This window comes from Nocardiopsis sp. NPDC006832 (assembly GCF_040635885.1).
Taxonomy (GTDB): domain Bacteria; phylum Actinomycetota; class Actinomycetes; order Streptosporangiales; family Streptosporangiaceae; genus Nocardiopsis.
The window spans coordinates 50,582-74,985 of the sequence record NZ_JBEYLC010000029.1 but is presented as its reverse complement, the minus strand read 5'-3'; the positions used below and the strand labels follow the sequence as shown (position 1 = coordinate 74,985).

Sequence of the window (24,404 nt, the reverse complement as noted above, 5' to 3'; positions counted from 1 at the left end):
CTTGACGCGTGCGGTGCGGGCGGCAACAATCACGCGGCGGGGAAGGAGGGAGAACCCACCCGAGCAACGCCCAACAACCCCCAGAGCCAGAAACCTGAGGCGCCCCAGCACCCACCTGAGCGACGCCCGTAAACCGGAGGGCTCCCGACCCCAGGCGCCCCACCAACCACCCGAACAACGCCCAACAACTCCAAGACCCGACACCCGAGACCCCCAGGCCAGGCAAACTCCCCCACCCTCGGAACGGCGGGAAGCCACCGTGCCCGAGCGACGGCGGGAAGCCATCGTGCCCGAGCAACAGCGCTCGCCTGCTTCGATGGGTATCCGCTCAGCCGGGTTCCAGGGTCTGACGCGAGACATCCACCGAGGCGCGGCTGTGGAGGTCGGCTAGCCTGGGTGGGCAGTCCACTCGCTCCACTGTTCGGAAAGCCGCAGGCGACCAGACCGTGTCCACGTCAGAGAAGTTCCAAAGCGTGTTCGTGGCGCTCGCCGCCGCGCTGGGACTGGGCGTCGGTCTGTTGTGGCCGATCGGTGAAGTGGCCGGGTACCTCGTCCTGCCGGCGCTGATGCTCATGTTGGTCGCGGTGTTCGTCCAGGTGGACGCCGCCCAGGTCCGTCAGGTTCGCGGCGCGCGCACGGTCGTGATCACCGGTCTGGTACTGAACTTCGTGTTCACCCCGCTGTTCGCGTGGGCTCTCGGGACAGGCCTGTTGGGCGACTCTCCCGACCTGCGGATCGGGCTCCTCCTTCTCCTGGTCACCCCGTGCACGGACTGGTACCTGGTGTTCACCGGCTTGGCTCGGGGACACATGGGGGTCGCGGCCGCCGTACTACCGGTGAACCTGGTGCTCCAACTGCTGCTGCTGCCCGTCTACATCCTGTTGTTGGGCGGGGAGGCGGCGATGGTCGACTCCGGCACACTGGTGGAGGCGGTGCTTCTGGTCCTGGTGGTGCCCTTGGTGCTGGCGGTGGTGGCCCGGTGGTCGGCCCTACGTTGGCGGGGTGCCGAATGGCGGGAGGAAAGGCTGGTGTCGGGGGCCTCGGCCTCGGTGCTTCCGCTGCTGTACGTGGCGGTGTTCGCCATGTTCGCCGGGCAGGCCCGCACGGTCATGGCGCACTTGGGCGACCTTGCGGTCCTTCTCCTTCCGTTGGCGGCGTTCTTCCTGGTCATGCCGTTGGTGGCGGTCGGAGTGAGTCGGCTGCTCCGGTTGCCCGCCGACCAGAAGGTCACGCTCACCATGACGACCGTGGCGCGCAACTCCCCGGTGGCCCTGGCGATCGCGGTGGCGGCGTTCCCCGACCGCCCGTTGATCGCGGTGGCCCTGGTGGTCGGCCCGTTGGTGGAACTGCCGGTGCTGGCGGTGCTCAGCCAGATCGTGCGCGTCCGCGACCGGGAGACCACCGCTCAGGCCTGACCGGATCCGTTCCCGATTGGCTCCCCTGAACTCCCACACGGGCAGGCACCGATCCGGCGAGTACGAAGCCGTCTGGAACGAACCGCACGTGTTGGGTCCGGTAACCGAACGTCGGCTGCGCGCCGACGACGATCCCGAGATGGACGCCGCCTTCGAGCGCGCCATGGCGGACGACCCGACGGCGCGCTGGGCCGTCCAGCAGGGGATGTACGTCCTGGGGGCGTCCACGCCGCGCGCGTTCGCCGCCGCTTACCTGGACTACCACCTGCGCGACGGCGTCGCCGAGCGGATCGCCTGCCCCACCCTGGTGTGCGCCGGCACCGAGGACGATTTCTTCCAGGGTCGGCCCGAGCTGCTGTATGAGCACCTGACCTGTGAGAAGACCCTGCTTCGGTTCACCGCTGAGGAAGGCGCCGGTGCCCACTGCCGGGCCGGCGCGCAGCGACCGGCCCACACCCGCGTCTTCGACTGGTTGGACGAGGTCATCGCCCCTCGGGGGTACCACGACCAGCCCCTGCACCTGGTCTAGGAGACACATGATGTCCGTCGCGGTCCAGGCACGCACCGAGCCGTACAAGAAACGTTGGGCCGCCCTCGCCGTCATCCTCGGTGCCGAGGCGATGGACCTGCTCGACACGTCGATCGTGGCCGGCTATTCGCTCGCGATGGCCGTCGGACTGATCATCGGGGGCCGGTTGGGCGACGTCTTCGGCCGCAAGCGGATGTTCTTGGTCGGCGTGCTCGGGTTCGTCCTCACCTCCCTGCTGTGCGCGGCGGCGCCCTCGGAGGGGGCGTTGATCGCGAGCCGGGTCCTGCAGGGCCTCTTCGGGGCCGTGATGCTTCCGCAGGGCTTCGGCATGATCAAGGAGATGTTCCCGCCGAAGGAACTGGTCAAGGCCCTGGCGATGTTCGGGCCGGTCATGGGTGTGTCCGCGGTGTGCGGGCCGATCCTCGCGGGCCTGCTGATCGACCTCGGCCTGGTCGTGACCGGCATCGGCCTCATCACCCTGTTCACGCTGTTTCCGGAACCGGCGGACAGCGTCTGGCGTCTCGTGCCCGGCGTGCTCATCGTCGGACTCGGCATGGGGGCGATGATCGCTCCGCTGTTCGATTTCATCCTGGCCTGCGTCGACGACCACGAGGTGGGTTCGGCTTCGGGGGTGCTCAACGCCGTGCAGCGGCTCGGGTCCGCCATCGGGGTCGCGGTGCTCGGCACGCTGTTCATCGCCGGGTCGTTCGGCACGGCAGTCATCGCCATGGGAGTGGCGTCGGCGCTCACTTTCGGCCTCGTGTTCCTGCTCCCCTCGCGCGCACGACGGGAATCCCCCTGACGGCGGCCGGCCCCGACATATCGGGGATGTGCGCCGACTCCACAGCGTGGTTTCGCGTGTGGTGGGGGCGAAACGGGTAACGGGAGAGTGGGCCACGACCAGCCGCCCCTGACCCCCCGGGAGCCCCCGTGAAGCCGTACGCCGACACCCCCGTCCGCGCCTGTGTGCAACTTGTCTCCGACTTGGCCGCATTGACCTGGGTGTTCGTGTGGATCTCCGCAGCGCTGTCCCTACGCGACCTGATCCTGTCGCTGAACCGACCCGGCGAACTGATGGCCGACACGGGCCAGGGGTTCACCGAGCACATGAACACCGCCGCCGAGAACGTCGGGCAGGTGCCGCTGGCCGGGGACGCCCTGGCCACGCCGTTCACCAACCTCGGCGAGACCGGCGAGTCCCTGACCGCGGCCGGAGACTCCTTCCAGGAGTCGGTGGCCTCGCTGGCGTTCACCCTGCCGATGCTGGTCGCGGTCATTCCGCTGTTCCTGCTGGCGGCGACCTGGTTGCCGGCGCGTGTCCGCTGGATCCACCGCGCCACCGCGACCAGGCGGATGAGCGCGATGTCCGCCGAGGCGCGCACCCGGTTGTTGGCGCTGCGCGCGCTGTCCACGGTCTCCCCCACCAGGCTCATGGAGGTGCACGAGGACCCGGCCCGCGCCTGGCGAGAGGACGAGTCGGCGACGGTGGACCGATTGGCCGCACTGGAGCTGAACCGACTGGGTCTGCGCCCGGACAAGGCCACCAAGGCGAAGGAGGGGCTCAGTCCACGCGGATGAGGCCTCTGCGCAGCGCGGTGGTGATGGCCGCGGTCCGGTTGTCCACGCCCAACTTCTCGAACACGTGCACCAGGTGGGTCTTGACCGTCGCCTCGCTGATGAACAGCCGTTTGGAGATCGCCCGGTTGGACAGGCCCATGGCCAACAACCCGAGGATCTCCAGTTCGCGGCCGCTCAGGGTCGGTACCGGCGAACGCAGCCGGTCCATGAGACGGTCGGCGACGTCGGGGGCCAGCGCGGTCTGTCCGCGCGCGGCGGTGTGCACCGCCTCGCACAGCTGGTCCGGCGGAGCGTCCTTGAGCATGTAACCGGTGGCGCCGGCCTCCACCGCGGCGAGGATGTCCGCGTCGGTGTCGTAGGTGGTCAGCACCAGCACGGGCGGTGGGTCGGTCAAGGCCGTGATGGCCCGGATGGCGGTGACCCCGTCCATCCCGGCCCCCATGCGCAGGTCCATCAGCACGACGTCCACACCCGTCCCGGATCGGAGGGTGTCCAGGGCCGCCCTCCCATCGGCGGCTTCGGCGACCACGTCCATGTCCGCGCGTTCGGCGAACATCGCCTTGAGTCCGTGGCGTACGACGGGGTGGTCGTCCACCAGCAGGATGCGCAGGCGCGCCGCGCCCTCCTCGGTGCTCACCGGCCCTCCTCCAACGAAGTCGTCTTCCGGGTCAGGGGTAGTCGGACGGCGATGGCGGTGCCCTCGCCGGGCGCGGACTCCACGTGCAGCCCACCTCCCAGGGCGGCCACGCGTTCGCGCAGCGCGGTGATCCCGTATCCGCTGCCGTCGGCTCGGGTCCGGGCCTCCTCGGGTACGAAACCCACCCCGTCGTCGTACACGTCCAGGGTGACCTCCTCCCCCAGATAGCCGAGGGTGACCACGGCGGTGGTGGCGCGGGCGTGCGCGGAGACGTTGGCGAGGCTGGCCTGGGCCGCGCGCAGCAACGCCACCTCGTAGCCCGAGGGTAGTTCGGTGGGGGTGCCGTCCGTACGCAGCCGGCAGTCGATTCCGTCGGTGCGGGCGACCTTGGCGCAGAGCCTGCTCAGGGCTTCGGGGAGGTCGGCTCCGGTGAGGGATGGCGGTGCGAGGTCGCGCACGAACCCGCGCGCCTCGGCGAGGTTGGTGGACGCGCTCTCTCTGGCCTCCGCGATACGGGTGGCGGCCAGGTCGGGGTCCTCGGGCAGGGCGTTCTCCGCGGAGCGCAACAACAGGACGATGCTGGACAGGCCTTGGGCGAGGGTGTCGTGGATCTCCCGGGCCAGGCGTTCGCGCTCGTCCAACACGCCGGTACGCCGTTGGGACTCGGCGAGTTCGTCGCGGGTGCGGGTGAGTGTCTCGATGAGTTCCCGGCGCCGTTCGCTCTCGCGGTGCAGGGCCATGTACCCGACGGCGATCGCGACCGCGAACACCGCCCCGAGCACCGGTCCCAGCACCATCCCCGCCGTGAGGTCGCCGGTGTGCAGGGCCTGCCCGAGGACCACGGTCGCGGTGATGACCACGACGGCGATCACCGAGTGCGCACCGCGCAGCAGGTTCAGGTGCAGGAAGTACAGGGGGAAGGCCAGCCACACGAAGTCGGGGTCGGCCCAGGCCAGGAGGGCCCACAACACGGTGACGGCGGCCAGCCACGCCAGTGATCGGGTGCGGTGGACGTCGTGCCGGGCGACCAGCGCGCCGGAGCAGTAGACCACGCCCAGCAGGACCGCTCCGCACACCACCGCCCACCGGGTCCACTCCGGATGGGCGGGTTCCGTGGCCGGGGAGCCCTGCCCGAGCGCACCGATCAGGTAGCGGGACGTGGCCACCCCCAGCAGGAACAGGAAGCAGGCGTGCAGGAGCAGACGCAGCGCCCGCAGCACCGTCGTCACCCCGGGCGGTTCGGCCGCCCACCCTCCGCTGTAACGCATCACCGCAGCGTACGACGTGCGCCTGTGCGGCGGCATCAACCATTCGATGGAGTTCTCGCTCCACCTCACCGCCCCCGAGGACGCTCCCTTCATCCGATGTCGATGATCTTGCGCGCGACGAGGCTGGAAGCACATCGAAATCTCCCGGAAAGGAGGGCCGCCGTGTTCGTCGCCCTTCGTGACATCCGCTTCGCCAAGGGGCGGTTCGCGCTGATGGGCTCCGTCGTCGCGCTGATCACCCTGTTGATCGTCCTGTTGTCGGGGCTGACCGCCGGGCTGGCCGACCAGTCCACCTCCGCGATCAAGAACCTGCCCGCCACCCACGTCTCCTTCGGCACCTCCGGTGACGGCGACCCGGAGGAGTCCTACGCCGACAGCACCGTCACCCGGGCCCAGCTCGACACCTGGGCCGCCACCGAGGGGGTGGAGTGGGCGGAGCCGCTGGGCATCACCCAGAGCCGGGTCGAGTTCGACGACGGCAACGGCACCGCCGCCGCGCTGTTCGGTGTGCCCGCCGACGGCCGACTGGCGCCCGAGGGCCTGACCGGCTCCGGCGGCCTGGTGGTGAGCGAGGAGGTCGCCGAGGACTTCGGGGTCGCCGAGGGCGACACCGTCACCGTGGGCGGGTCCGAGCTGACGGTGACCGCGACCGCGCCCACCGAGTCCTACAGCCACACCCCCGCGGTGTGGACCGACATCGACACCTGGCGGGAGATCGACCCGCGGGTGCGGCACGCCGAGGGCGATGACGCCCCGGTGGCCAACGTGGTGGCCACCGACGTGTCCCTGGCCGCTGCGGTCGAGCAGGCGGACGCGGAGGCCGGCACCGTCACCGCCGGCCTGTCGGACAGTCTTCGCGCGATCGGCTCGTTCTCCTCGGAGAACAGTTCGCTGGTCACCATGCAGGCGTTCCTGTACGCGATCTCCGCGATGGTGATCGGAGCGTTCCTGACCGTGTGGACGATCCAGCGCGGCGGGGACATCGCGATCCTCAAGGCGCTCGGCGGATCGACCCGGTACCTGCTGCGCGACGCCCTGGCCCAGGCGTTGATCGTGCTGACCGCGGGCACCGCCGTCGGTGGCGCCGTGGGCGTGGGCCTGGGCGCCCTGGCCGGTTCGGTGCTGCCGTTCTCCCTGACCGTGACCACCACGGTCGGGCCGGTGATCGCCATGGTCGTGCTGGGCATGCTCGGCGCGGTCTTGGCGGTTCGCCGCATCACCTCCGTCGACCCGTTGACCGCCTTGGGAGGCGTCCGATGAGCCTGGAACTGAACAATGTGACCCTGACCTACCCCGACGGCGACGGGGTGGTGACCGCCCTGGACCGGGTGTCGGTCGACGTGGCCCCCGGTGAGCTGACCGCCGTGGTCGGCCCGTCGGGCTCGGGCAAGTCGAGCCTGTTGGCGGTGGCCGCCACCCTGATCCGCCCGGATTCGGGCCGGGTGGTCGTGGGCGGTGTGGAGACGCTGGGGCTACGCCCCCGTGAGCTGACCGCACTGCGGTTGGAGCGGGTCGGCATCGTCTTCCAGCAGCCGAACCTGATCTCGTCACTGACCGTGGTGGAGCAGCTGCTGGTCACCGAACACATGCGGGCCCGGTCACCGCACCGCGCGCGGGCTCGGGCGATGGAGACCCTCGCCGCGGTGGGTCTGGCCGGTAAGGAGCGGCGCCGGCCGCACCAGCTGTCCGGTGGTGAGCGTCAGCGGGTGAACATCGCCCGGGCGTTGTCGGGACGGCCGAGCGCGCTGTTGGTGGACGAGCCCACGGCGGCACTGGACCACGAGCGGGGTGCGGCCATCATCGACCTGGTGGCGGAGGCGACCCGAGAGTTCGAGGTGGCGACCCTGCTGGTCACGCACGACACCGAATACCTGGGCGCGGCCGGACGAGTGTTGGAGATGCGCGACGGCCGGCTGTCGGTGCTGGATCGGACCTGAGCGGCCCTCGATGGGCCGTGGGGCCGGTGGTGACCGTCCGTGGCCGCTTCCGGACATCGGAGCGCACCGCGCCGCACGGCCCGTCTCCCTAGGCTTGGTTCCCAGCCGAAAACCCTGGAGCGGTCCATGAAGATGTCAGCTCGGCCGGAATTCGACGTCGTCGCCCTCAACACCTCCGACTCGGTGCTCGTCCTCTTGGAGGTCGAGGCGCCCGAACGCGCGCCCGGCCGAGCCCGCCCGCCGGCCACCTTGGAGGTGGTGGTGGACCGGAGCGGGTCGATGACCAAGGACCGTCGCATCGAGGGGGTGGTCGAGGCCCTGCACGGGCTCGTGGACCGGTTGGATCCCACCGACCGCTTCGGGCTGGTGTCCTTCAACACCCGGGTGAAGGTGGAGGTGCCGGCCGGGCCGCTCCTCGACAAGGACTCCCTGCGCCAACGGCTGTCCCAGGTGCGGGCACACGGTGGCACGGACCTGTCGAGCGGGCTGCTCCGCGGGGTCCAGGAGGCGCGACGGGCGAGCGAGGACCGGGGCGCCACCCTGCTGCTGATCTCCGACGGGCACGCCAACCAGGGGACCACCGACCACGATCTGTTGCGGGAGGTGGCGCGTGACGCCTACCTACACGGGATCACCGTCACCACCCTGGGTTACGGACTCGGGTACGACGAGGAGTTGCTGGGGGCGATCTCCGAGGGCGGCGCGGGCAGCGCGCTGTTCGCGGAGGACCCCGACACGGCCGGCGGGCTCATCGCGCAGGAGACGGAGTACCTGCTGGCCAAGACCGCGCAGGCGACGTCGATGACGGTCCGGGGCGGCGAGTTCGTGGAGCGGGTGTCGATGGTGGGTGAGACCCCCGCGGACCGGTTGGACGACGGCACGCTCATGGTGGAGCTGGGCGACCTCTTCTCCGGGGAGAGCCGCCGATCGTTGCTGCGGGTGTCCACCGCGGTGCTCGCGGAGGCCGAGAAGCGGGGGGCCGGTGAGGACGTGGTGTTGGCGAGGGTGGAACTCACGCACGTCGATCCGGTGACCTTGGCGTCGCACACCGAGACCTTGGAGGTGCGGGTGCGGACCGCTTGGCGGGTGGACCGACGCGAGGCGGACGAACGGGTGCGCGCCGAGGAGCTGTTCCAGGAGGCGCGGTCGGCCAAGCGTCGCGCTTCGGAGGCCATGCGCCGGGGCTCGCGGGAAGAGGCCGCCCGGTACCTCCGGGAGAGCGGTGCGCGGATCCGGCGGGCGCGGATGGCGCAGCCGTTCGCCGGACCCGGAGGAATCGGCGAGGAGATGGCCGGCCAGGCGCGGGCGATGGAGGCGATGGCGCGGCAGGCGGAGGACGACGACGCGCGCAGGGCGGCGAAGACCTTCTACGCGAGCGGCGCCGGTGGGACGCGTGGGCGTGGATCGCGACTGTTCGGTGGGCGTGACCGGTCCGGGGAGTCGTTCCCGGACTCCCCCACCGGCGAGGAACGCTGAGCCGAGCGAGCCTGGAAGGGGCGGGCATTGTGCCAGGCCAAGGCCGTCACCGTGGTGGATTCACCCGGTTGGCCGGTGCCGGCCAAAGCCCTCCGGGGCCGGACGGGGACCGGTAGAACGGTCCCTTGTCGGCCCCGGCCCATAAGGAGGCACAGTGCCCGACCGACTCGCCAACGTCGTGATACTCGTGCTGTTGATCCTGCTGCCGGCCTGGCTCAACGACAACTTCGTGTGCCCCTGAGGTCACCGATCGGTCAGGGGACCTGGTAGGTGGAGTCGCGGACGTCGGTGATGGCCATGTGGCCCGGGGCGTGGCCGATGGCGAACTCCGGGGCCGAGGCCATCACCGCGGCCTGCGGGGTGACCCCACAGGCCCAGAAGACGGGGATCTCGCCCTCGCGGACCTCCACCGGGTCGCCGTAGTCCGGCCTGGACAGGTCCGCGATGCCCAGGGCCGACGGGTCGCCCACGTGCACGGGGGCGCCGTGCACGGCCGGGTAGCGGGAGGTGATCCGCACCGCGTCGGCGACCTGGTGGGCGGGGATCGGGCGCATGGAGACCACGAGCGGTCCGGAGAACCGGCCGGCGGGGCGGCACGGCCGGTCGGTCTCGTACATGGCGACGTTGGTGCCCGCCTCGATGTGCCGGACCGGTACACCGGCCTCCAGCAGCGGGGTCTCGAACGTGAAGCTGCACCCGATGAGGAAGGACACCAGGTCCTCGCGCCACAGGTCGGTGACCTCGGCGCGTTCCTCGACGTACTTCCCGTCGCGGTACACGCGGTAGGCGGGCAGGTCGGTGCGCAGGTCGCCGTCGAACACCGAGGCGGACACGTCGCCGGGTTCGGTGACGTCCAGGACCGGACAGGACTTGGGGTTGCGCTGGGCGAACAGCAGGAAGTCGAAGGCCAGGTCACGCGGCAGGCACAGCAGGTTGGCCTGGGCGTAGCCGTGGCTGTAGCCGGAGGTGGGCACACGTGTCCCGGTGCGGAACAGCTCCCGGGCCCGGGCGGGCGACAGGTCCGCCGGGGAGGCGGTCTCGGGGCTCATGGGTTCTACCTCCATTGGACGAAGCGGATGCGGGTACCGGGTCGGGCCTGGGCGGCGACGGGCAGGTCCGCCGCGCACACCACCGCGATGACCGGGTAGCCGCCGGTGACGGGGTGATCGGCCAGAAACAGGACGGGTTCTCCCTGGGTCGGCACTTGCAGGGAGCCGGGCACCATGCCCTCACTGGGCAGCTCGCCCTCGCGGGAGCGTTCCAAGGTCGGACCCGCCAGGCGAGCGCCTACCCGGTCACTGCGTGAGGTCACCTCGAAGAGGTCGTCGAACAACGTCCGGTGGGCCCGTTCGGTGAACCAGTCCTCGCGCGGGCCGAGTCGCACCCGCAGACGCACCTCGTCGGCGCCGACCGGGGCGGTGGGCACGTGGTCCAAGAGCGGCCGGGCCAGGGGAGCCGGTCCGACGGGCAACAGGTCGCCCGGCTCGGGCAGGGCCGGGCCGAGGCCGGCGAGCACGTCGGTGCTGCGCGAACCCAGCACGGGCGTCACGTCGATGCCCCCGCGCACGGCCAGGTAGGAACGCAGGCCACGGGCGGGGACGCCGAGGGAGAGTTCGGCCCCGTCGGGCAGGTGTAGGACCTCGTTGACGGCGGCGCCCCGGCCGTCGACCCGCACCGGGGTCGCGGCACCGGTCACCGCGACGGTGACCGGGCCGCGGGCGCGCACCCGCAGCCCACCGAGGGTGACCTCCAGGGTGGCGGCCTCCGGCGGGTTCGCGAGGATGCGGTTGGCCAGGGCGTGGGAACACGCGTCGGCGGCGCCCGAGCGGCCCACCCCGAGGGCGGCGTGGCCGAAGCGCCCGGTGTCCTGCACGGTGCTCATGGGCCCGGTGGCCAGGATCTCCAGGGAGCTCACGCGGCCTCCTCGAAGCGCACGCGCACTCCCGGGCGCAGCAGCCCCGGCGGGTCGCGCTCCAGGTCCCAGGTGACGGCGTCGGTGTGGCCCAGGAGCTGCCAGCCGCCGGGGGAGCTACGCGGGTACAGGCCGGTGAACTCCCCGGCCAGCGCCACCGATCCCTTGGGCACCCGCGTGCGCGCCTCGCCGCGCCGAGGCACCCGGAATCGCGGGTCGTCGCCGACCATGTAGCCGAATCCGGGTGCGAACCCGCAGAAGGCGACGGTCCAGGTGGCCGCGGTGTGCGCGCGCACGACCTCGCGCGGGCTCAACCCGATGAGTTCGGCGATGTCGTCGAGGTCCTCCCCGTCGTAGTGCACCGGGATGGTGACGGTCTCCCCCGTCCCCCGGCCGATGTCCACGGCCAGGGGGATCTCGGTGACGGCGGCGGCGACCCTGCCGGGATCGGTGCCGGGCGACAACCGCAGCAGGACCGTGCGTGCGGCGGGGACGACGTCGGTGACGCCCGGTAGCGGGGCCGACTCCAGGGCGGCGCCCAGGGCGATGACCTGGGCGAGGTCGGCGACCTCGACCAGGACCCCGGTGTCCGCGCAGTTCAGGACGCGCAAGGACTGCTCCAAAGTGGTGGTTCGGGTCAGGCGGCGGTGAAGGGGGCCACGGTGATCCCCTCCGCGCGCAGTCGTTCGGCGACGGCTCGGGCGATGTCCACGGCGCCGGGGCTGTCGCCGTGCACGCACAGGGAGTCGGCCTCGACCAGGATCTCGGTGCCGTCGATGGCGGTGATGGGTTCTCCTCGGGCCATGCGCAGGCAGCGAGCGGCGATGGCGTCGGGGTCGTGCAGCACGGAACCGGCCTCGCGGCGCGAGACGAGGGTGCCCTCGGGGGTGTAGGCGCGGTCGGCGAAGGCCTCCCGGTAGGTGGGCAGGCCCGCCTTCTCCGCCTTCTCCAGGAAGCGGGAGCCGGGCAGGCCCAGCACCGGCAGCTCGGGGTCGAAGGCGTGGACGGCCTCGACGACGGCGGCGGCCTGTTCCTCGTGGTGGACGATCGCGTTGTACAGGGCACCGTGCGGCTTGACGTACCGCAGGCTCTGCCCGCCCAGGCGGGCGAAGACCGACAGGGCGCCGAGCTGGTAGAGCACCTCGTCGGTGAGTTCGGCGGGTGGAACCTCCATGAAGCGGCGGCCGAATCCGGCGAGGTCGCGGTAGGCGACGTGGCCGCCGATGGCCACTCCGCGGGCCGCCGCCTCGGCGGTGGTGCGGCGCAGGGTGGAGGGGTCGCCGGCGTGGAAACCACAGGCCACGTTGGCGCTGGTGACGATGGACAGCAGGGTCTTGTCGTCACCGAGTTCCCAGCGACCGAAGCTCTCGCCGAGGTCGGAGTTGAGGTCGATGCGCAAAGCGGTACTCCTTCGGTTCCTGTTGCTCGGTTCGGGGTGGTCCTACTGCCAGAGCGCGGCGATGCCGCCCAGGGAGTTCACCGCCATGTAGACGGTGAGGGCCCAGGCGAGCACGCCGACGATCAGCAGCCAACGCGGGTAGCGGTAGCCGTCGAGCAGGGTCGCCGAGCGGCGCCAGGCCACCCACAGCAGCAGGCCGAGGCCGACCGGCAGGATGACGCCGTTGAGGGCGCCGGCGAGGACCAGCAGCGTGTTCGGGGCCTGGCCGGAGACCAGGAAGATCACCAGCGAGACACCGATGAAGGCGGTGACCAGCTTGCCCTTGTGACGCTCCAGCCACGGCGAGAACGTCGTGACGAAGGAGATGGAGGTGTAGGAGGCACCGATGACGGAGCTGACCGCGGCCGCCCACATGATCATGCCGAACAGGCGCATGCCCACTTCGCCGGCCGCCTGGTAGAAGGCCTCCGCGGAGGGGTTGGCGGCCTGCATGATGTCGGCCCCGCCGGCGACGACGCCCAGGATCGCGAGGAACAGGACGACGCGCATGATTCCGGTGACGATGATGCCGGTGACGGAGGTCTGGGTGATGGCGGCGATGTTCTCCCGGCCGCCCTTGCCCCGCTCGATGAGGCGGTGCGCGCCCGCGTAGGTGATGTAGCCGCCGACGGTGCCGCCGATGATGGTGATGGTGGCGAGGAAGAGGTCGCCGCTGGCGGCCTCGGGCATGACGGACTGGCGCAGGGCCTCGCCGACCGGCGGGCCGGAGATGAGGGCCACGTACAGGGTGAGGCCGATCATCAGCACACCGAGGACCACCAGGACGCGGTCCAGGGCCAGACCGAGCTTGTTGCTGGCCAGGATGACGACACCGATGGCGGCGGAGACGACCGCGCCGATGCGGGGGTCGAGTCCGATCATGGCGTCGAGGCCGAGCCCGGTGCCGGCGATGTTCCCGACGTTGAAGACCAGACCGCCGAAGACGATGAGGACGGCGAGCAGGTAACCGGCGCCCGGCAGGACCTTGTTGGCCAGGTCCTGTGCCCGCATGTTCGAGACGCCGATGACCCGCCAGACGTTCAGCTGGACGGCGATGTCCACGAGGATCGAAATCAGGATCGCGAAGGCGAAGGCGGCGCCGAGCTGCGCGGTGAAGGTGGTCGTCTGGGTGATGAAGCCGGGGCCGATGGCGCTGGTGGCCATCAGGAACATGGCACCGAGCAGGCTGCTGCTCAGCGCCACGCGACCGAAGCGGGGACGCACCGGAACGGGTGGTGGCGTCGAGGGCTGGTCGCTCATGGGTGACTCTCCGAGTGTGGCTGAAGGAGCTGGGATGTGGCCAACCTCATCGTTGGATTGTTGAACAATACTGCAATCGTCGACCCGCTGATAAGGGGCGCTCCGGTAAAAACTCCTCGACTCCGCTACGTAACATTGGTGGCACCACCGCGCCCCACCGGGCGTGGACGAACAGCGGGGGGCAACCTGTGACGGCGACCGACGACCACATCGACCGGCTGCCCACACCCGCGATGGTGCGCGCCACCAGCCAGGCCGAACGCGTCGCCGACATGCTCCGCGCCTTCGTCATCGACGGTGAGCTGGCACCCGGCGTACGCCTGTCCGAGGAGAAGCTCAGTCGCAAGTACCAGGTCTCCCGGAACACGTTGCGCGAGGCGTTCCGATTGCTGAGCCGGGAGCGTCTGCTGGTGCACCGCATGCATCGGGGCGTGTTCGTGGCCCACCCCACCGGCGAGGACGTGCGGGACCTGTTCAACGCCCGTCGTGCCCTGGAACTGCCCGCCGTGCGCGGGGCCGCGCACGCACCGGAACCCCTGATCAGGTCGGTCGGCGCGGCCGTCGAAGCGGGCGAGCAGGCACGCGCCGAGTCCGACTGGTGGCGTATGGGCAGCGCCAACATGCACTTCCACGAGGCGCTGGGGGCACTGGCCCAGAGCGCCCGGGTCGACGAGTTCATGCGCCAGGTCCTGGCCGAGACGCGGCTGGTCTTCCACGTGATGGCCGCGCCCCGTGAGTTCCACGACCCCTACCTGCCCTGGAACCGGCGGATCCACCTGGCGTTGACGGCCGGGGACACGGAGGCCGCCGCCGAGGAACTGTCGGAGTACCTGGCCACCTCGGAGGAACAGCTGACCACGGCCTTCACCGAGATGGAACGGGCCGCCCGGGACTGAGCCGGCCGACTCCCCTCCCAGCGGGTTCCGAAGTGTCAGAATGGGCCGCGTGATGGAACTGAACGGACGTCCCGTCAGCACGGGGGAACTCTCCGGTCTGGCCCTCCAGGGTTACGGACACTTCACGACCATGCTGGTCACGGATCTGCGCGTACGCGGTCTGCGGCTGCACACCGAACGGTTGAGCCGCGACTGCGAGACCCTCTTCGGTACCGACCTCGACATCGCGCGCGTGCGCGAGCTCGCCCGGCGCGCGGCGCGCGCCCGCCCCTCTCCCTCGATCGTGCGGGTCACCGTGTTCGATCCGGCCCTGGACCTGGCCCGGCCGGCGGATCGTTCACTGCCCCAGGTCCTCGTCACCACCCGGCCCGCGCCGACCTCCGAACCCGAACCGGTGCGGCTGGGCATCCGGTCCTTCTCCCGGGACAGCCCGACGGTGAAGAGCACCTCGCTGTTCGGGTCGATCCGGCAGCGTCGCGCCGCGCAGGTGGACGGGTTCGACGACGCGCTCTTCGTCGGGATCGACGGTCGGATCTCGGAGGGGCCGACCTGGAACATCGGGTTCCTGGACGGGTCCGGGCTGGTGTGGCCACAGGCCCCCTGTCTGCCCGGGGTGACCATGGAGTTGGTGAGTCGGGCCGCCCAGACCCTGGGCATCCCGGTCTCCACCCGACCATTGGCGGCGGTCGCGGCCACCCGGGTGGCGGGGGCGTTCATCACCAACGCCACCACGGGGGTGCGTCCCGTGGCGGCGTTGGACGGTGTGCACCTGCCCCGCCCCGGGCTGCTGGGCAGACTCGCCCACGCCTACCGAGAACTGGCGGGTGACCCCCTCTAACCGACGTTCTCGCCGGACTCGGCGTCCTCGGTGGCGGGTCCGCGTCCGGCGCGGCCGGGCCACCACAGGCGCGGTCCCACGTCCAGGGAGAGCGCCGGGATGAGCACGGAGCGCACGAGCAGGGCGTCGACCAGCACGCCGAAGGCGACCAGGAACGCCAGCTGCAACAGGAACAGCAACGGGATGACCGCGAGCGCCGCGAAGGTCGCCGCCAGCACCACGCCGGCGGAGGTGATCACCCCGCCGGTGACGGTGAGGGCCCGCAGGACGCCCTCCCGGTGTCCGTGGCGGAGCGTCTCCTCCCGAGCCCGCGACATCAGGAAGATGCTGTAGTCGATGCCGAGCGCGACCAGGAACACGAACGCGAACAGCGGCACCACAGGGTCGGCCCCGGGCAGCTTCAGGACGTGGTCGAACACCAGGGTGCCCACACCGAGCGCGGTGGCGAACGAGAGCACGTTGACCGCCATCAGCAGCAGCGGCGCCACCAGGGAGCGCAGCAGCGGGATCAGTACCAGGAACACCACGACCAACACCAAGGGGACCACGACCACGAAGTCGCGCTGGGCGGTCTCGCGGGTGTCGAGGGCGGTGGCGTCCACCCCGCCGACCACGGCCTCGGCGCCCGGCACCTCGCGCACGTTCTCCCGCAGCTCCCCGACCTCGTCGAGGGCGGCGGTGGTCTCGGAGGCCACCGCCAGTTCGACCTCGATCAGCACCCGCCCGTTCTCCACCAGGACGGGGGCCGCCACCCCGGGCGGACCCGGTTCGGTCACCGCCGTGGCGCTTTCCACACCCGGGGTGTCCTCGGCGGCGGCCACGACCTCCTCCAGGTGATCGGCGTCGGCGATCACCGTGGTGGGCGCGGCGCTGAAGTCGGGGCCGAAGCCGCGGTCGAGGGCGTGCTGCCCTTCGACCGCCTCGACCTCGGTGCGGAACACGTCGGCCTGGCCGGTCCCCTCGGCGGTGAACTGGGGCGCGAACACCGCGGCGGCGAGCAGCAGGCCGGTGGTCGCGAGCCAGAAGGTACGCGGGCGTCCCGCCACGCCTCGGGCGAGCCGTCCCCAGAACGGGTGCTGTTCCAGGACCCGGTCGATGCTCTGCCCCTCCTGGTTCACCCGGTGCGGGGCGGTGGGCCAGAAGGCGGCGCGTCCGCACAGTGCCAGGGCGGCGGGCAGGAAGGTCATCGCGGAGAGCATCGCGGCGACGATGCCGATGGCGACGACGGGTCCGAGACTGCTGGTGGAGTTGAGGTCGGCGGCCAGCAGGCAGAGCAGGCCGAGGATGACGGTGCCACCGGAGGCCAGGACGGGGCCGGTGACGCCGCGGATGGCGGCGAGCACGGCCGTGGGAACCCGATCGGTGGTGGCGAGCTCCTCCCGGTAGCGGGCCACGAGCAACAGCGCGTAGTCGGTACAGGCGCCCACCACCAGGATGAACAGGATGCCCTGGCTCTGGCCGTTGAGGGTGACCAGTCCGATGTCGGCGGCCAGGTAGACCAGCGCGCCGGACAGTCCGAGGGCGAGCAGGGAGGCGACGATGACCAGGATCGGCAACAGCGGTGAGCGGTAGACCGCGATGAGGATGACCAATACGGCGGCGACCGCGACCAGCAGCAGGGTGGAGTCGATACCGCCGAAGGCCGCGACGAGGTCGGCGGCGTATCCGGCCGGCCCGGTGACCTGGACGGTGAGTCCGTCGACGGGCTCGTCGGCGATCAGCGCGCGCAGCTCGTCCACCGTGTCGCGGGTGTCGTAGGTGTTGTCGACGAGGACGACGAGTTGGGCGACGGAGGCGTCCTCCGTGCCGGGGACGGGTCCGATGACCTCGCCGGAGACCCAGGGCTCCTCACCGATCCGTTCGGCCAGGGCCGTGGCGTCGGCGAGTTCGGCGTCGTCGAGGTCGTCATCACCGGAGATGACGACGATGGCCGGGACGGTCTCGGAGCGGTCGAAGTCCTCGGCGAGCCGGTCGGCCTCGGTGGATTCGGCACCGGCCGGAAGGAAGGCGGCGGGGTCGTTGGTCTGGACCTCGCCGAGTTTGCCGAGGAAGGCCCCGAGCGGCCCCGCTCCGAGAATCCACACCAGGGCGACCAGAAGGGCCGCCCCCACCCACCGACGTGACCGCCGAGGCGACTGTTCCGGTCGTGTACTCACGGTCGGATGTCCTTCCACGATCGAGAAGCTTGACTAGAAAACAGAGCTTCTTGGATTACTAGCAAATTCTGGCATTACGCTACCGCACCCTGACCAATGCTCTTCACCGTGGGCTCCTCGCCTACTTCGCGGAGTCGCGTTCGGCCCGGGCCGCGATGTTGGCGGCCATCGATCCGAACACCACCCCGTGGAAAGGCTGCACCGCCCGCCAGTACAGGTGTCCCGTCAGCCCACGGGGATGGAAGACGGCCCGTTGGTGATACACCGTTCTCCCCCGCACCCGGGCCACACCCAGTTCCAACCAGGCCGGACCGGGCAACCGCATCTCCGCACGCAACCGCAGCAACGCGCCGGGGACGATCTCCTCCACGCGCCAGAAGTCCAGTGAGTCCCCCACCCGCAGACGTCGAGGATCCCGGCGACCGCGACGCGGCCCCACCCCTCCCACGGCCAGGTCGATCCATCCTCGGGCCGCCCAGGCGAACGGCCACGAGTACCAACCCCGGTCCCCACCGATCCCCTCGATCACCCGCCACACGTCCTGGGCCGAAGCGTCCACGACCCGGGCTCGGCGATCGATGTACAGGCTGCCCCCGGACCAGTCGGGATCGGTGGGCAGCGGGTCCGAGGGGGCGCTGGGCCAGGCCGCCGACGACCAGCGGGTGTCCACCCTGTCCTCGTCGATCCTGCGCAAGGCCAACGCCACCGCCCGATCGAACCCGATCCGTTCGTGGTCGTCCACCAGGTCGGACAGTTCGTCCCGTTCGACCACCGCGTCATGGCGTAGCGACTCCACCAGGGGACGCGCCACAGCGGGTGGAACCGGCGTGACCAGACCCACCCACAGACTCGAAAGCCCGGGCGACAGGACCGGCACCGGAAGGATCAGCCGACGGGCCAGACCCGCCTCGGCGGCGAAACGCTCGATCATCTCCACGTAGTCGAGCACCTCGGGTCCACCGATGTCGAAGGCCCGATCGGTGCCGGCCGGCAGCGTGTCGGCCAGAACCAACAGTCGCAGCACGTCGCGGACGGCGATCGGCTGCACCCGGCTGCGCACCCACCGAGGCGTGGTCATGACAGGCAACCGCTCGGTGAGGTGCCGCAGCATCTCGAAGGAGGCCGACCCCGAACCGAGGATCACCGCGGCGCGCAACACCACGGTGGGCACCGGCCCGGCCCGAAGGAGGTCGGCGACCTCCTTGCGCGAGGCCATGTGCGCGGACAACTCCTGTCCTCGTGGGGCGAGTCCGCCCAGGTAGACCACCCGGCCGACACCCGCCTCTCCCGCCGCACGGGCGAAGACGCGGGCCCCCTGCGCGTCGACGCTCTCGAAGTCGCCTCCCTTGCCCATGGAGTGCACCAGGTAGTAGGCGACGTCGACTCCGTTCAGGGCCTCGTCGAGCCCCTCCCCCGAGACCACGTCGCCGCGCGCCACCTCGACCCGTTCCCGCCAGGGGTGGTCACGGAGTTTCTCCGGGCTTCGAGCCAGGCAGCGCACCCGGTATCCGGCCTCCAGCAGTTCGGGGACCAGTCGGCCACCGATGTACCCGCTGGCGCCGGTGACCAGTGCCAGACGCCGCCTCTCGACCACGGTGCTCATTCGTCGGGCCGGCTACGGCGGTGGCGACCGGGTGACTTCAGCGCGCTCGCGCCGTCGGGCCCGCCCTGGCGTCCGGCCTCGTGTCCGGCCCGGTAAACGAGGTCGTCGCCCTCCCTGGCACGCGGCGCACCGTCCTCATCTCGGGCCGACGCGCCCTCGTCCTCGGCTCGCGGAGCCGGCACCCGTCTCTGGTCGTGTGTCTCCCGGTCCCGACGCCGGGCCTCCCGGTCCCCGTGACGGGCCTCCCGATGCCGATGGAAGGGGTTGTCCTCGTCCAGGCCGCCACTGAACCGGCCGTACATGCCGAAGGTCATCACCAGCAGACCCACCACGAAGCTGAAGATGACGTTGGGCATCGAGAAGGCCAGGATGTTGAAGTCGGTGCTCATCAGGAAGAGGTTGACGAGGCCGCTCGCGACGAACGCGACACCGACCACGACGCACACGGTGGAGGCGAAGGTTCCGCCCAACACCATCGCGCCCACCAGCAACGAGCCGATGGCGATCGAGATGAAGCTCAGCGCCCCGTTGGTGGACAGTCCGGCGATCACCTCGCCCTGGGTATCGAACAGCGGAAGTCTGATCATCAGCCCCGCGATACCGAACCCGATCAGGACCAGACCGGTGAGCCCGGCACCGATCCGGTAGACGAGATCGAGCCGCCGATCCGCCCGTCGTTCGGTGTGCAGTCGCATGTCGCCGCCCCTTTCGATTCGGCCGGAGCGGGCCGGCCCCGGACTCGGGAGGTACGACCCCGGAAGGCCCGGGTGGTCCGTCCCGTTTCCGCCGTCGCGTGACCCCAGGATTCCCCGAACGCATCCCTCCCAACCGGACGGAAGCACACTCGCCCCTCACGAGTAATCGCAGGTCACAGCGGCGCGATCACCCGTTGGCCCCTCCGGTGACCCACCCGGCCCCGCCGACACGAGTGCGCAGGGTGTGCCACAGGTGGTCGAGGGTGGTCCGGGACATGGCCGCCACCGGGGTGGTCAGCCCCATACGGAGCTCCGTCGGCAGGCGGGAGGCTCCGTCCAGGAAGGCCAGCACGTCGCCGAGTCGGTTGCCGGCGAAGAGGCGCTCGAAGAAGTCGGCGCCCGCCACCCGTCCGCCGTCCAACGCCGCGAGCATGATGGCGTCCATGGTCAGGTGGCGGGAACGATGCGGGACCGGGGGCACCGGCGTCCGGTCGGCGGCCAGGGCCCGGGCCACCGCCGCGGTCTGTCGGGCCACTCCGCTGAACGTGTAGCCGGTGGAGGGACGGGTCGCGCCACCCGCGGTGCCGATGCGGAACAGACGCCGTCCGGTCCGGGTCGGGAAGGGGGCGTCGGTCATCGGGATGACACCCTGTTCCGTGGCGGTGACCTCGAACTCCCCCAGTCCTGCCCGGGCGCAGTAGTCGGTGAGGGCCCTCTCGTACTCCGCTGTGGTCAGGGCGGTGCGGCCGAACTCGGTGTACTCCACCAGCGCCTCGCGCGAGGACAGCGGCAACACGTAACCGAAGGCGACGCCGGTACGGGGTTGCTCCGGGCGCAGGTCCATGAGGATGGCCGACCCCGGATCGAGGCTCTCGCGTGGCAGGTGCACGAACCAGCCCCGAAAGTGCTGGAGCAGGGTGGTGCGTCCACCCGGGGGCAGGGCCGGGGGACGGGAGTCGAAGACCCAACGGGCCGTCAGGGCCACCTCGGTGCCGTCGGGTTCGGTGGCGTGGACCGTGGCGTGCTCGGGCCCGTCGACCAGCCCCGTCACGTACAGCGCCCGCGTCCGGAGGTGCTCGTCGGCGTGGTCACGGACGTGGGCCGCCATGTCGGCCGAGCGCAGCATCTTGTACACGTAGGGATCGGCCGGGGAACGGTACTCGGTACCACCGGCCCCCACCACGGTCAGGTCGCGCCACCGCGCCGTCAACAGGTCGTCCCAAGGCCCTCCGGCCGGTTCCCAGAAGCACCAGGTGCGCGGGGGCGGTGTGTGCTCTCCCACGGGAGGCTCCAGCAGAGCCGTGCGCAGGGGGCGCCCGCGTCGTTCGTTGACCATGCCCATGCGGTGGGAGAGGGTGAGCCCCGCGGCTCCCCCGCCGATGATCACCACGTCGTAGTCGGTCATGGTCCCAGCTTGCCGGGGCCCTCGGGAGAACGCGAGAACATCGACGATCACACGTGGGAGCACCATGACCACCACGACGGGCCGGATGAAGACCGGAGCGGTCACCGACGAGTTCGATCACGCGGCGGGCGCCTATGACCGGCTGGTCGGCGCCAACCCGGGTTACCACCGGGATCTGCGCGCGTCGGTGCGGCGGCTGCGGCTACCGGACCAGGGCGAGGGAATGCGTCTGCTGGATCTGGGCTGCGGAACCGGCGCCTCCACGGCGGCGTTGCTCGACGCCGCGCCCAAGGCCCGGATCGTGGGGGTGGACGCCTCCCAGGGCATGCTCGACGCCGCACGGGCCAAGACCTGGGACGGCGACGTCGTCTTCCACCGGGCCCGGGCCGAGGAACTGTCCCCCGCCCGGGTGCACGAGTGGGTGGGCGGGCCGGCGGACGCGGTGTTCGGCGCCTACCTGATCAGAAACGTGCCCGACCCCGAGACGCTCCTCCGGTCGGTCTTCCAGGTACTGCGCCCGGGAGGGCGGTTGGCCCTGCACGAGTACTCGGTGGCCGATTCACCGTCCGCGCGGGCGGTGTGGACGGCGGTGTGCTGGGGGATCATCATCCCCTCCGGTAGGGCGCTGGCCGGGCGGTCCGACCTGTTCCGTTACCTGTGGCGCAGTGTGCTGGAGTTCGACGGCAGGCGGGAGTTGCTCGCGCGCATGCGGGCCACCGGACTGGAGTCGGTGGCCAGTGCGCCGTTGCCGGGATGGCAATACGGGATCACGCACACCTTCGTCGGTTCCCGCCCGGGAGGCGTCTGGTGAGCGGCGACGTCCACGACTCCGCGGCCGAGGCGCTCCCGGCGCCCGAACCCGTGGGTCCACGCCCGGAGCACACTCCCCGTGTGGCGGTGGTGGGCGGTGGCATCGCCGGACTCGCCACCGCCCGTGCCCTGGTCGAACGCGGGATCGAGGTGACGGTCCTCGAACGCGAGGAAAGTCTGGGCGGGCGGCTTCGCGGCTGGGACACCACCCTGGCCGACGGCTCCACGGCGACGATGAGCCGCGGCTTCCACGCCTTCTTCCGGCAGTACTACAACCTGCGCGCACTGCTACGTCACGGCGACCCCGAACTCTCCGCCCTGGTGCCGTTGACGGACTACCCGTTGGTGCACGCCTCGGGTGCGGCCGACCGTTTCTCCGGGCTTCCGAGCACACCGCCCTGGAACGCGGCCGTGCTGGCCGCGACCAGCCGCAGCTTCCCGGTCCGGGAGTTGGCCGGGGTGAACGTGCCCGCCGCCCTGCAACTACTGGACGTGGACGTACCGGGTGTGTACGAACGCCTGGACCACTTGAGCGCCCGTGACCTGTTGGAGGTGACCCGCTTCCCCCGTACCGCCCGCCACCTGGCCTTCGAGGTCTTCAGCCGCAGCTTCTTCGCCCCGCCCGAACACCTGTCGGCGGCGGAGATGGCGGTGATGTTCCACATCTACTTCCTCGGTTCCTCCGAGGGGCTGGTGTTCGACGTGCCGCGCGCCCCCTTCCCGCAGGCGTTGTGGAACCCTCTCGCCGAACGTCTGTGCGCGGACGGGGTGGTCTTCCGCTACGGGGCTCGGGTGGAGGGGGTCGCCCCCGTGGCCCCGGCCGGGGCCACGGTGACCTGGACCGACCAGGCCGGTGGGCGGAGCGAGCGCTTCGACGGGGTGGTGCTGGCCACCGACCCGGGCGGCCTGCGCGAGGTGGTGGCCCGATCACCGGAGCTCGGCGACGGGAGCTGGCGGAGGCGGGTGGCGGCGCTGCCCTCGGCACCGCCGTTCCTGGTCTCCCGCTACTGGTTGGACCGGCCGGTGCGCGCGCATCGACAGGCGTTCCTGGGCACCGCCGGTCACCCCACCCTGGACAACGTCAGCGTGTTGGAGCGCTACGAGGACCAGGCGGCCGAGTGGGCACGGCGCACCGGTGGTTCGGTCGTGGAACTGCACGCCTACGCGCTGCCGCAGGGATGTGATCCGACGGCCGAGCGGGTGTCGCTGTGGAAACAGGCCCTGGCGGTCTATCCCGAGCTTCGCGAGGCGGGGGTGGTGGACGCCCGACACGAACTGCGTCAGGATTGTCCCCTCTTCCCACCGGGCGGCCACGGCCAACGCTGCGCGGTGACCACCCCCGATCCGTGGCTGGTGGTGGCCGGGGACCACGTACGGGTGGATCTTCCGGTGGCGTTGATGGAACGCGCGGCCACCAGTGGCGTACTGGCCGCCAACGCCTTGCTCGCCCGGTGGGGGCTGCGGGGACACACCGTGTGGAGTGTGCCCCGGCGGGGCCGGTTCGCGCCGCTGCGTGCCCTGGCCCGGTCCCTACGTCAGCCGGGCCACCGCCCGGAGGCGCGCAGCAGGTAGCGGCGTTCGGCGTAGGCGAGGTCGTCGCGCCACAGGCGGCGGGCGGCCATGCGCATCACCGGCCGGACCGCACCGGCGAGCCTGCGCGCGAACGCGAATCCGGTGCGGTCGGAGGACGCGACCGTCGCCTCGATGACGGCGGTGCGCGGTACCCCTCGTTCGTCCACGCCCAGCGGCGTGGCGTGGGTCTCCACCACACTGCCCTCCCCCTCGCCCTCGATGATGCGCATGACCACCGTGCGCGGTTCCGGGCAGACGAACTCCGCGCGCACGGGCACACCCCACCGACCGGCCACCTTGAAGCCCACGTCCACCACCATCCGGTCGGGGTCGGGGTCGGGACCGCTCGATGTCTCGGTGACCCGCAACCCCACGAAGGAGTAGGGGTGGAACCAGGAGCCGTGCCAGGGGTCGAGCCGGTTGGCGACCACGTCCTCGGGTTCGCACCGGCCCGCCATGCTCTCCACCGCGGCGATGCCGCGAGCGGGATCGGGACGTTCGGGCACCACGGGTGCCTTCAGCGGTTCCTCACCGCCCACCTGGTCCAGTCGTACCCACACCAGCACTCCGTCGTCGTGGGCGGGGTGGGGGCTCCAGCCGGGGAAGCCCTCGGAGCCCAGGGACAGGCCATGCCAGCGGCACACCAGACGCCCCCGGTCCACCGCGCCCCGGCACAGGGGCGCGCCCAGGTGCGGGCAGGCTCCCGGACCGGCGTGCACGGACCCGTCCGCGGTACGCCAGGCCACCAGTTCGGTGCCGGCCACCATCCGACCGAAGGGGCGGTCACGGCGCACCTCCTCGGAGGCGGCCAGTACGTACCAGTTGCCGGACGGGCGGGCCAGGGCGCGTTTGAGCGCGGACCCGATCACCCCCGGGGACGCCTCCCGCCAGGTCGGTTCCTGACGGGACCAGGTGCCCTTGGGCATACGGCGCAGTGGGATCCGCCGAGGTTCGGGGTCGGGCAGCGTCATCTGCGATC

General features: G+C 71.1%; 23 protein-coding genes. 11 read left to right on the top strand and 12 right to left on the bottom strand.

Going from position 1 to position 24,404, the window contains the following annotated elements:
- Positions 1-446: 446 nt before the first annotated feature.
- From ABZ717_RS15640 to ABZ717_RS15625, 4 genes are all read left to right on the top strand, one after another.
- Positions 447-1,415: a bile acid:sodium symporter gene (locus ABZ717_RS15640; RefSeq protein WP_358510253.1), complete on the top strand. Its 969-nt coding sequence runs from the start codon at positions 447-449 to the stop codon at positions 1,413-1,415.
- Positions 1,416-1,503: 88 nt separating this feature from the next.
- Positions 1,504-1,944 carry a hypothetical protein gene (locus ABZ717_RS15635; protein WP_358510250.1) on the top strand — a complete coding sequence of 147 codons (441 nt, stop codon included), beginning with the start codon at positions 1,504-1,506 and terminating at the stop codon, positions 1,942-1,944.
- Between the two features lie 7 nt (positions 1,945-1,951).
- The gene (locus ABZ717_RS15630; RefSeq protein ID WP_358510247.1) at positions 1,952-2,746 is read left to right on the top strand and encodes an MFS transporter; all 795 of its coding nucleotides are present in this window, start codon (positions 1,952-1,954) and stop codon (positions 2,744-2,746) included.
- A gap of 128 nt (positions 2,747-2,874) precedes the next feature.
- Complete coding sequence (locus ABZ717_RS15625) at positions 2,875-3,522, top strand: hypothetical protein (protein ID WP_358510246.1); 648 nt, start codon at positions 2,875-2,877, stop codon at positions 3,520-3,522.
- Here ABZ717_RS15625 and ABZ717_RS15620 read toward each other — a convergent pair.
- Both ABZ717_RS15620 and ABZ717_RS15615 read right to left on the bottom strand, forming a co-directional pair.
- On the bottom strand, positions 3,506-4,159 hold the full coding sequence (locus ABZ717_RS15620) for a response regulator transcription factor (protein ID WP_358510243.1): 654 nt from the start codon (positions 4,157-4,159) through the stop codon (positions 3,506-3,508). The two genes, ABZ717_RS15625 and ABZ717_RS15620, sit on opposite strands and share 17 nt — an antisense overlap.
- The gene (locus ABZ717_RS15615) at positions 4,156-5,427 is read right to left on the bottom strand and encodes a sensor histidine kinase (RefSeq protein WP_358510240.1); all 1,272 of its coding nucleotides are present in this window, start codon (positions 5,425-5,427) and stop codon (positions 4,156-4,158) included. The genes ABZ717_RS15620 and ABZ717_RS15615 overlap by 4 nt, the downstream gene beginning before the upstream one ends.
- Positions 5,428-5,589: 162 nt before the next feature.
- Between ABZ717_RS15615 and ABZ717_RS15610 the strand changes: the two genes are divergently transcribed.
- The 3 genes from ABZ717_RS15610 (at position 5,590) to ABZ717_RS15600 (ending at position 8,840) form a co-directional block, all read left to right on the top strand.
- Positions 5,590-6,687: an ABC transporter permease gene (locus ABZ717_RS15610; RefSeq protein ID WP_358510237.1), complete on the top strand. Its 1,098-nt coding sequence runs from the start codon at positions 5,590-5,592 to the stop codon at positions 6,685-6,687.
- Positions 6,684-7,364, top strand: coding sequence for an ABC transporter ATP-binding protein (locus tag ABZ717_RS15605; protein ID WP_358510234.1), 681 nt, complete (start codon positions 6,684-6,686; stop codon positions 7,362-7,364). Before ABZ717_RS15610 ends, ABZ717_RS15605 begins: the two co-directional genes overlap by 4 nt.
- A 126-nt stretch (positions 7,365-7,490) precedes the next feature.
- Entirely contained in the window at positions 7,491-8,840 is a 1,350-nt protein-coding gene (locus ABZ717_RS15600; RefSeq protein ID WP_358510232.1) for a VWA domain-containing protein, read from the top strand.
- A gap of 254 nt (positions 8,841-9,094) precedes the next feature.
- On the opposite strand, the gene ABZ717_RS15595 is transcribed toward ABZ717_RS15600, so the two are convergent.
- From ABZ717_RS15595 to ABZ717_RS15575, 5 genes are read right to left on the bottom strand one after another with little or no spacing between them, the layout of a single operon-like run.
- Complete coding sequence (locus tag ABZ717_RS15595; protein ID WP_358510229.1) at positions 9,095-9,889, bottom strand: putative hydro-lyase; 795 nt, start codon at positions 9,887-9,889, stop codon at positions 9,095-9,097.
- A gap of 5 nt (positions 9,890-9,894) precedes the next feature.
- The gene (locus tag ABZ717_RS15590; protein WP_358510226.1) at positions 9,895-10,755 is read right to left on the bottom strand and encodes a biotin-dependent carboxyltransferase family protein; all 861 of its coding nucleotides are present in this window, start codon (positions 10,753-10,755) and stop codon (positions 9,895-9,897) included.
- Positions 10,752-11,363: an allophanate hydrolase subunit 1 gene (locus ABZ717_RS15585; protein WP_358510223.1), complete on the bottom strand. Its 612-nt coding sequence runs from the start codon at positions 11,361-11,363 to the stop codon at positions 10,752-10,754. The genes ABZ717_RS15590 and ABZ717_RS15585 overlap by 4 nt, the downstream gene beginning before the upstream one ends.
- A 26-nt stretch (positions 11,364-11,389) precedes the next feature.
- Positions 11,390-12,151, bottom strand: coding sequence for a 5-oxoprolinase subunit PxpA (locus ABZ717_RS15580; protein ID WP_358510220.1), 762 nt, complete (start codon positions 12,149-12,151; stop codon positions 11,390-11,392).
- A 42-nt stretch (positions 12,152-12,193) separates the two neighbouring features.
- Positions 12,194-13,450, bottom strand: coding sequence for an NRAMP family divalent metal transporter (locus tag ABZ717_RS15575; protein WP_358510217.1), 1,257 nt, complete (start codon positions 13,448-13,450; stop codon positions 12,194-12,196).
- A 188-nt stretch (positions 13,451-13,638) separates the two neighbouring features.
- Between ABZ717_RS15575 and ABZ717_RS15570 the strand changes: the two genes are divergently transcribed.
- Entirely contained in the window at positions 13,639-14,346 is a 708-nt protein-coding gene (locus ABZ717_RS15570; protein WP_358510214.1) for a GntR family transcriptional regulator, read from the top strand.
- A gap of 52 nt (positions 14,347-14,398) precedes the next feature.
- On the top strand, positions 14,399-15,184 hold the full coding sequence (locus tag ABZ717_RS15565; RefSeq protein WP_358510290.1) for an aminotransferase class IV: 786 nt from the start codon (positions 14,399-14,401) through the stop codon (positions 15,182-15,184).
- On the opposite strand, the gene ABZ717_RS15560 is transcribed toward ABZ717_RS15565, so the two are convergent.
- From ABZ717_RS15560 to ABZ717_RS15545, 4 genes are all read right to left on the bottom strand, one after another.
- A complete protein-coding gene (locus ABZ717_RS15560; RefSeq protein ID WP_358510211.1) occupies positions 15,181-17,340 on the bottom strand; it encodes an MMPL family transporter in 2,160 nt (719 codons plus the stop codon). The two genes, ABZ717_RS15565 and ABZ717_RS15560, sit on opposite strands and share 4 nt — an antisense overlap.
- Before the next feature lie 121 nt (positions 17,341-17,461).
- Positions 17,462-18,934: an SDR family oxidoreductase gene (locus ABZ717_RS15555; RefSeq protein WP_358510208.1), complete on the bottom strand. Its 1,473-nt coding sequence runs from the start codon at positions 18,932-18,934 to the stop codon at positions 17,462-17,464.
- Positions 18,935-18,939: 5 nt separating this feature from the next.
- Positions 18,940-19,638 carry a DUF4383 domain-containing protein gene (locus tag ABZ717_RS15550; RefSeq protein ID WP_358510205.1) on the bottom strand — a complete coding sequence of 233 codons (699 nt, stop codon included), beginning with the start codon at positions 19,636-19,638 and terminating at the stop codon, positions 18,940-18,942.
- Positions 19,639-19,825: 187 nt separating this feature from the next.
- Complete coding sequence (locus tag ABZ717_RS15545) at positions 19,826-21,043, bottom strand: lycopene cyclase family protein (protein ID WP_358510202.1); 1,218 nt, start codon at positions 21,041-21,043, stop codon at positions 19,826-19,828.
- 64 nt (positions 21,044-21,107) lie between these two features.
- Between ABZ717_RS15545 and ABZ717_RS15540 the strand changes: the two genes are divergently transcribed.
- A complete protein-coding gene (locus ABZ717_RS15540; RefSeq protein ID WP_358510199.1) occupies positions 21,108-21,854 on the top strand; it encodes a class I SAM-dependent methyltransferase in 747 nt (248 codons plus the stop codon).
- A gap of 50 nt (positions 21,855-21,904) precedes the next feature.
- Positions 21,905-23,425 (top strand): FAD-dependent oxidoreductase, encoded by a 1,521-nt coding sequence (locus ABZ717_RS15535; protein ID WP_358510286.1) that lies wholly within the window; start codon positions 21,905-21,907, stop codon positions 23,423-23,425.
- Here the strand turns inward: ABZ717_RS15535 and ABZ717_RS15530 are convergent.
- On the bottom strand, positions 23,389-24,396 hold the full coding sequence (locus tag ABZ717_RS15530; protein ID WP_358510196.1) for a DUF5914 domain-containing protein: 1,008 nt from the start codon (positions 24,394-24,396) through the stop codon (positions 23,389-23,391). The two genes, ABZ717_RS15535 and ABZ717_RS15530, sit on opposite strands and share 37 nt — an antisense overlap.
- Between the last annotated feature and the right edge of the window lie 8 nt (positions 24,397-24,404).

Coding starts and splice junctions, on each gene's coding strand:
- ABZ717_RS15550 (WP_358510205.1), bottom strand. CDS start 19,638: ATGCGACTGCACACCGAACGACGGGCGGATCGGCGGCTCGATCTCGTC.
- ABZ717_RS15575 (WP_358510217.1), bottom strand. CDS start 13,450: ATGAGCGACCAGCCCTCGACGCCACCACCCGTTCCGGTGCGTCCCCGC.
- ABZ717_RS15530 (WP_358510196.1), bottom strand. CDS start 24,396: ATGACGCTGCCCGACCCCGAACCTCGGCGGATCCCACTGCGCCGTATG.
- ABZ717_RS15565 (WP_358510290.1), top strand. CDS start 14,399: ATGGAACTGAACGGACGTCCCGTCAGCACGGGGGAACTCTCCGGTCTG.
- ABZ717_RS15630 (WP_358510247.1), top strand. CDS start 1,952: ATGATGTCCGTCGCGGTCCAGGCACGCACCGAGCCGTACAAGAAACGT.
- ABZ717_RS15595 (WP_358510229.1), bottom strand. CDS start 9,889: ATGAGCCCCGAGACCGCCTCCCCGGCGGACCTGTCGCCCGCCCGGGCC.
- ABZ717_RS15600 (WP_358510232.1), top strand. CDS start 7,491: ATGAAGATGTCAGCTCGGCCGGAATTCGACGTCGTCGCCCTCAACACC.
- ABZ717_RS15615 (WP_358510240.1), bottom strand. CDS start 5,427: ATGCGTTACAGCGGAGGGTGGGCGGCCGAACCGCCCGGGGTGACGACG.
- ABZ717_RS15545 (WP_358510202.1), bottom strand. CDS start 21,043: ATGACCGACTACGACGTGGTGATCATCGGCGGGGGAGCCGCGGGGCTC.
- ABZ717_RS15605 (WP_358510234.1), top strand. CDS start 6,684: ATGAGCCTGGAACTGAACAATGTGACCCTGACCTACCCCGACGGCGAC.
- ABZ717_RS15540 (WP_358510199.1), top strand. CDS start 21,108: ATGACCACCACGACGGGCCGGATGAAGACCGGAGCGGTCACCGACGAG.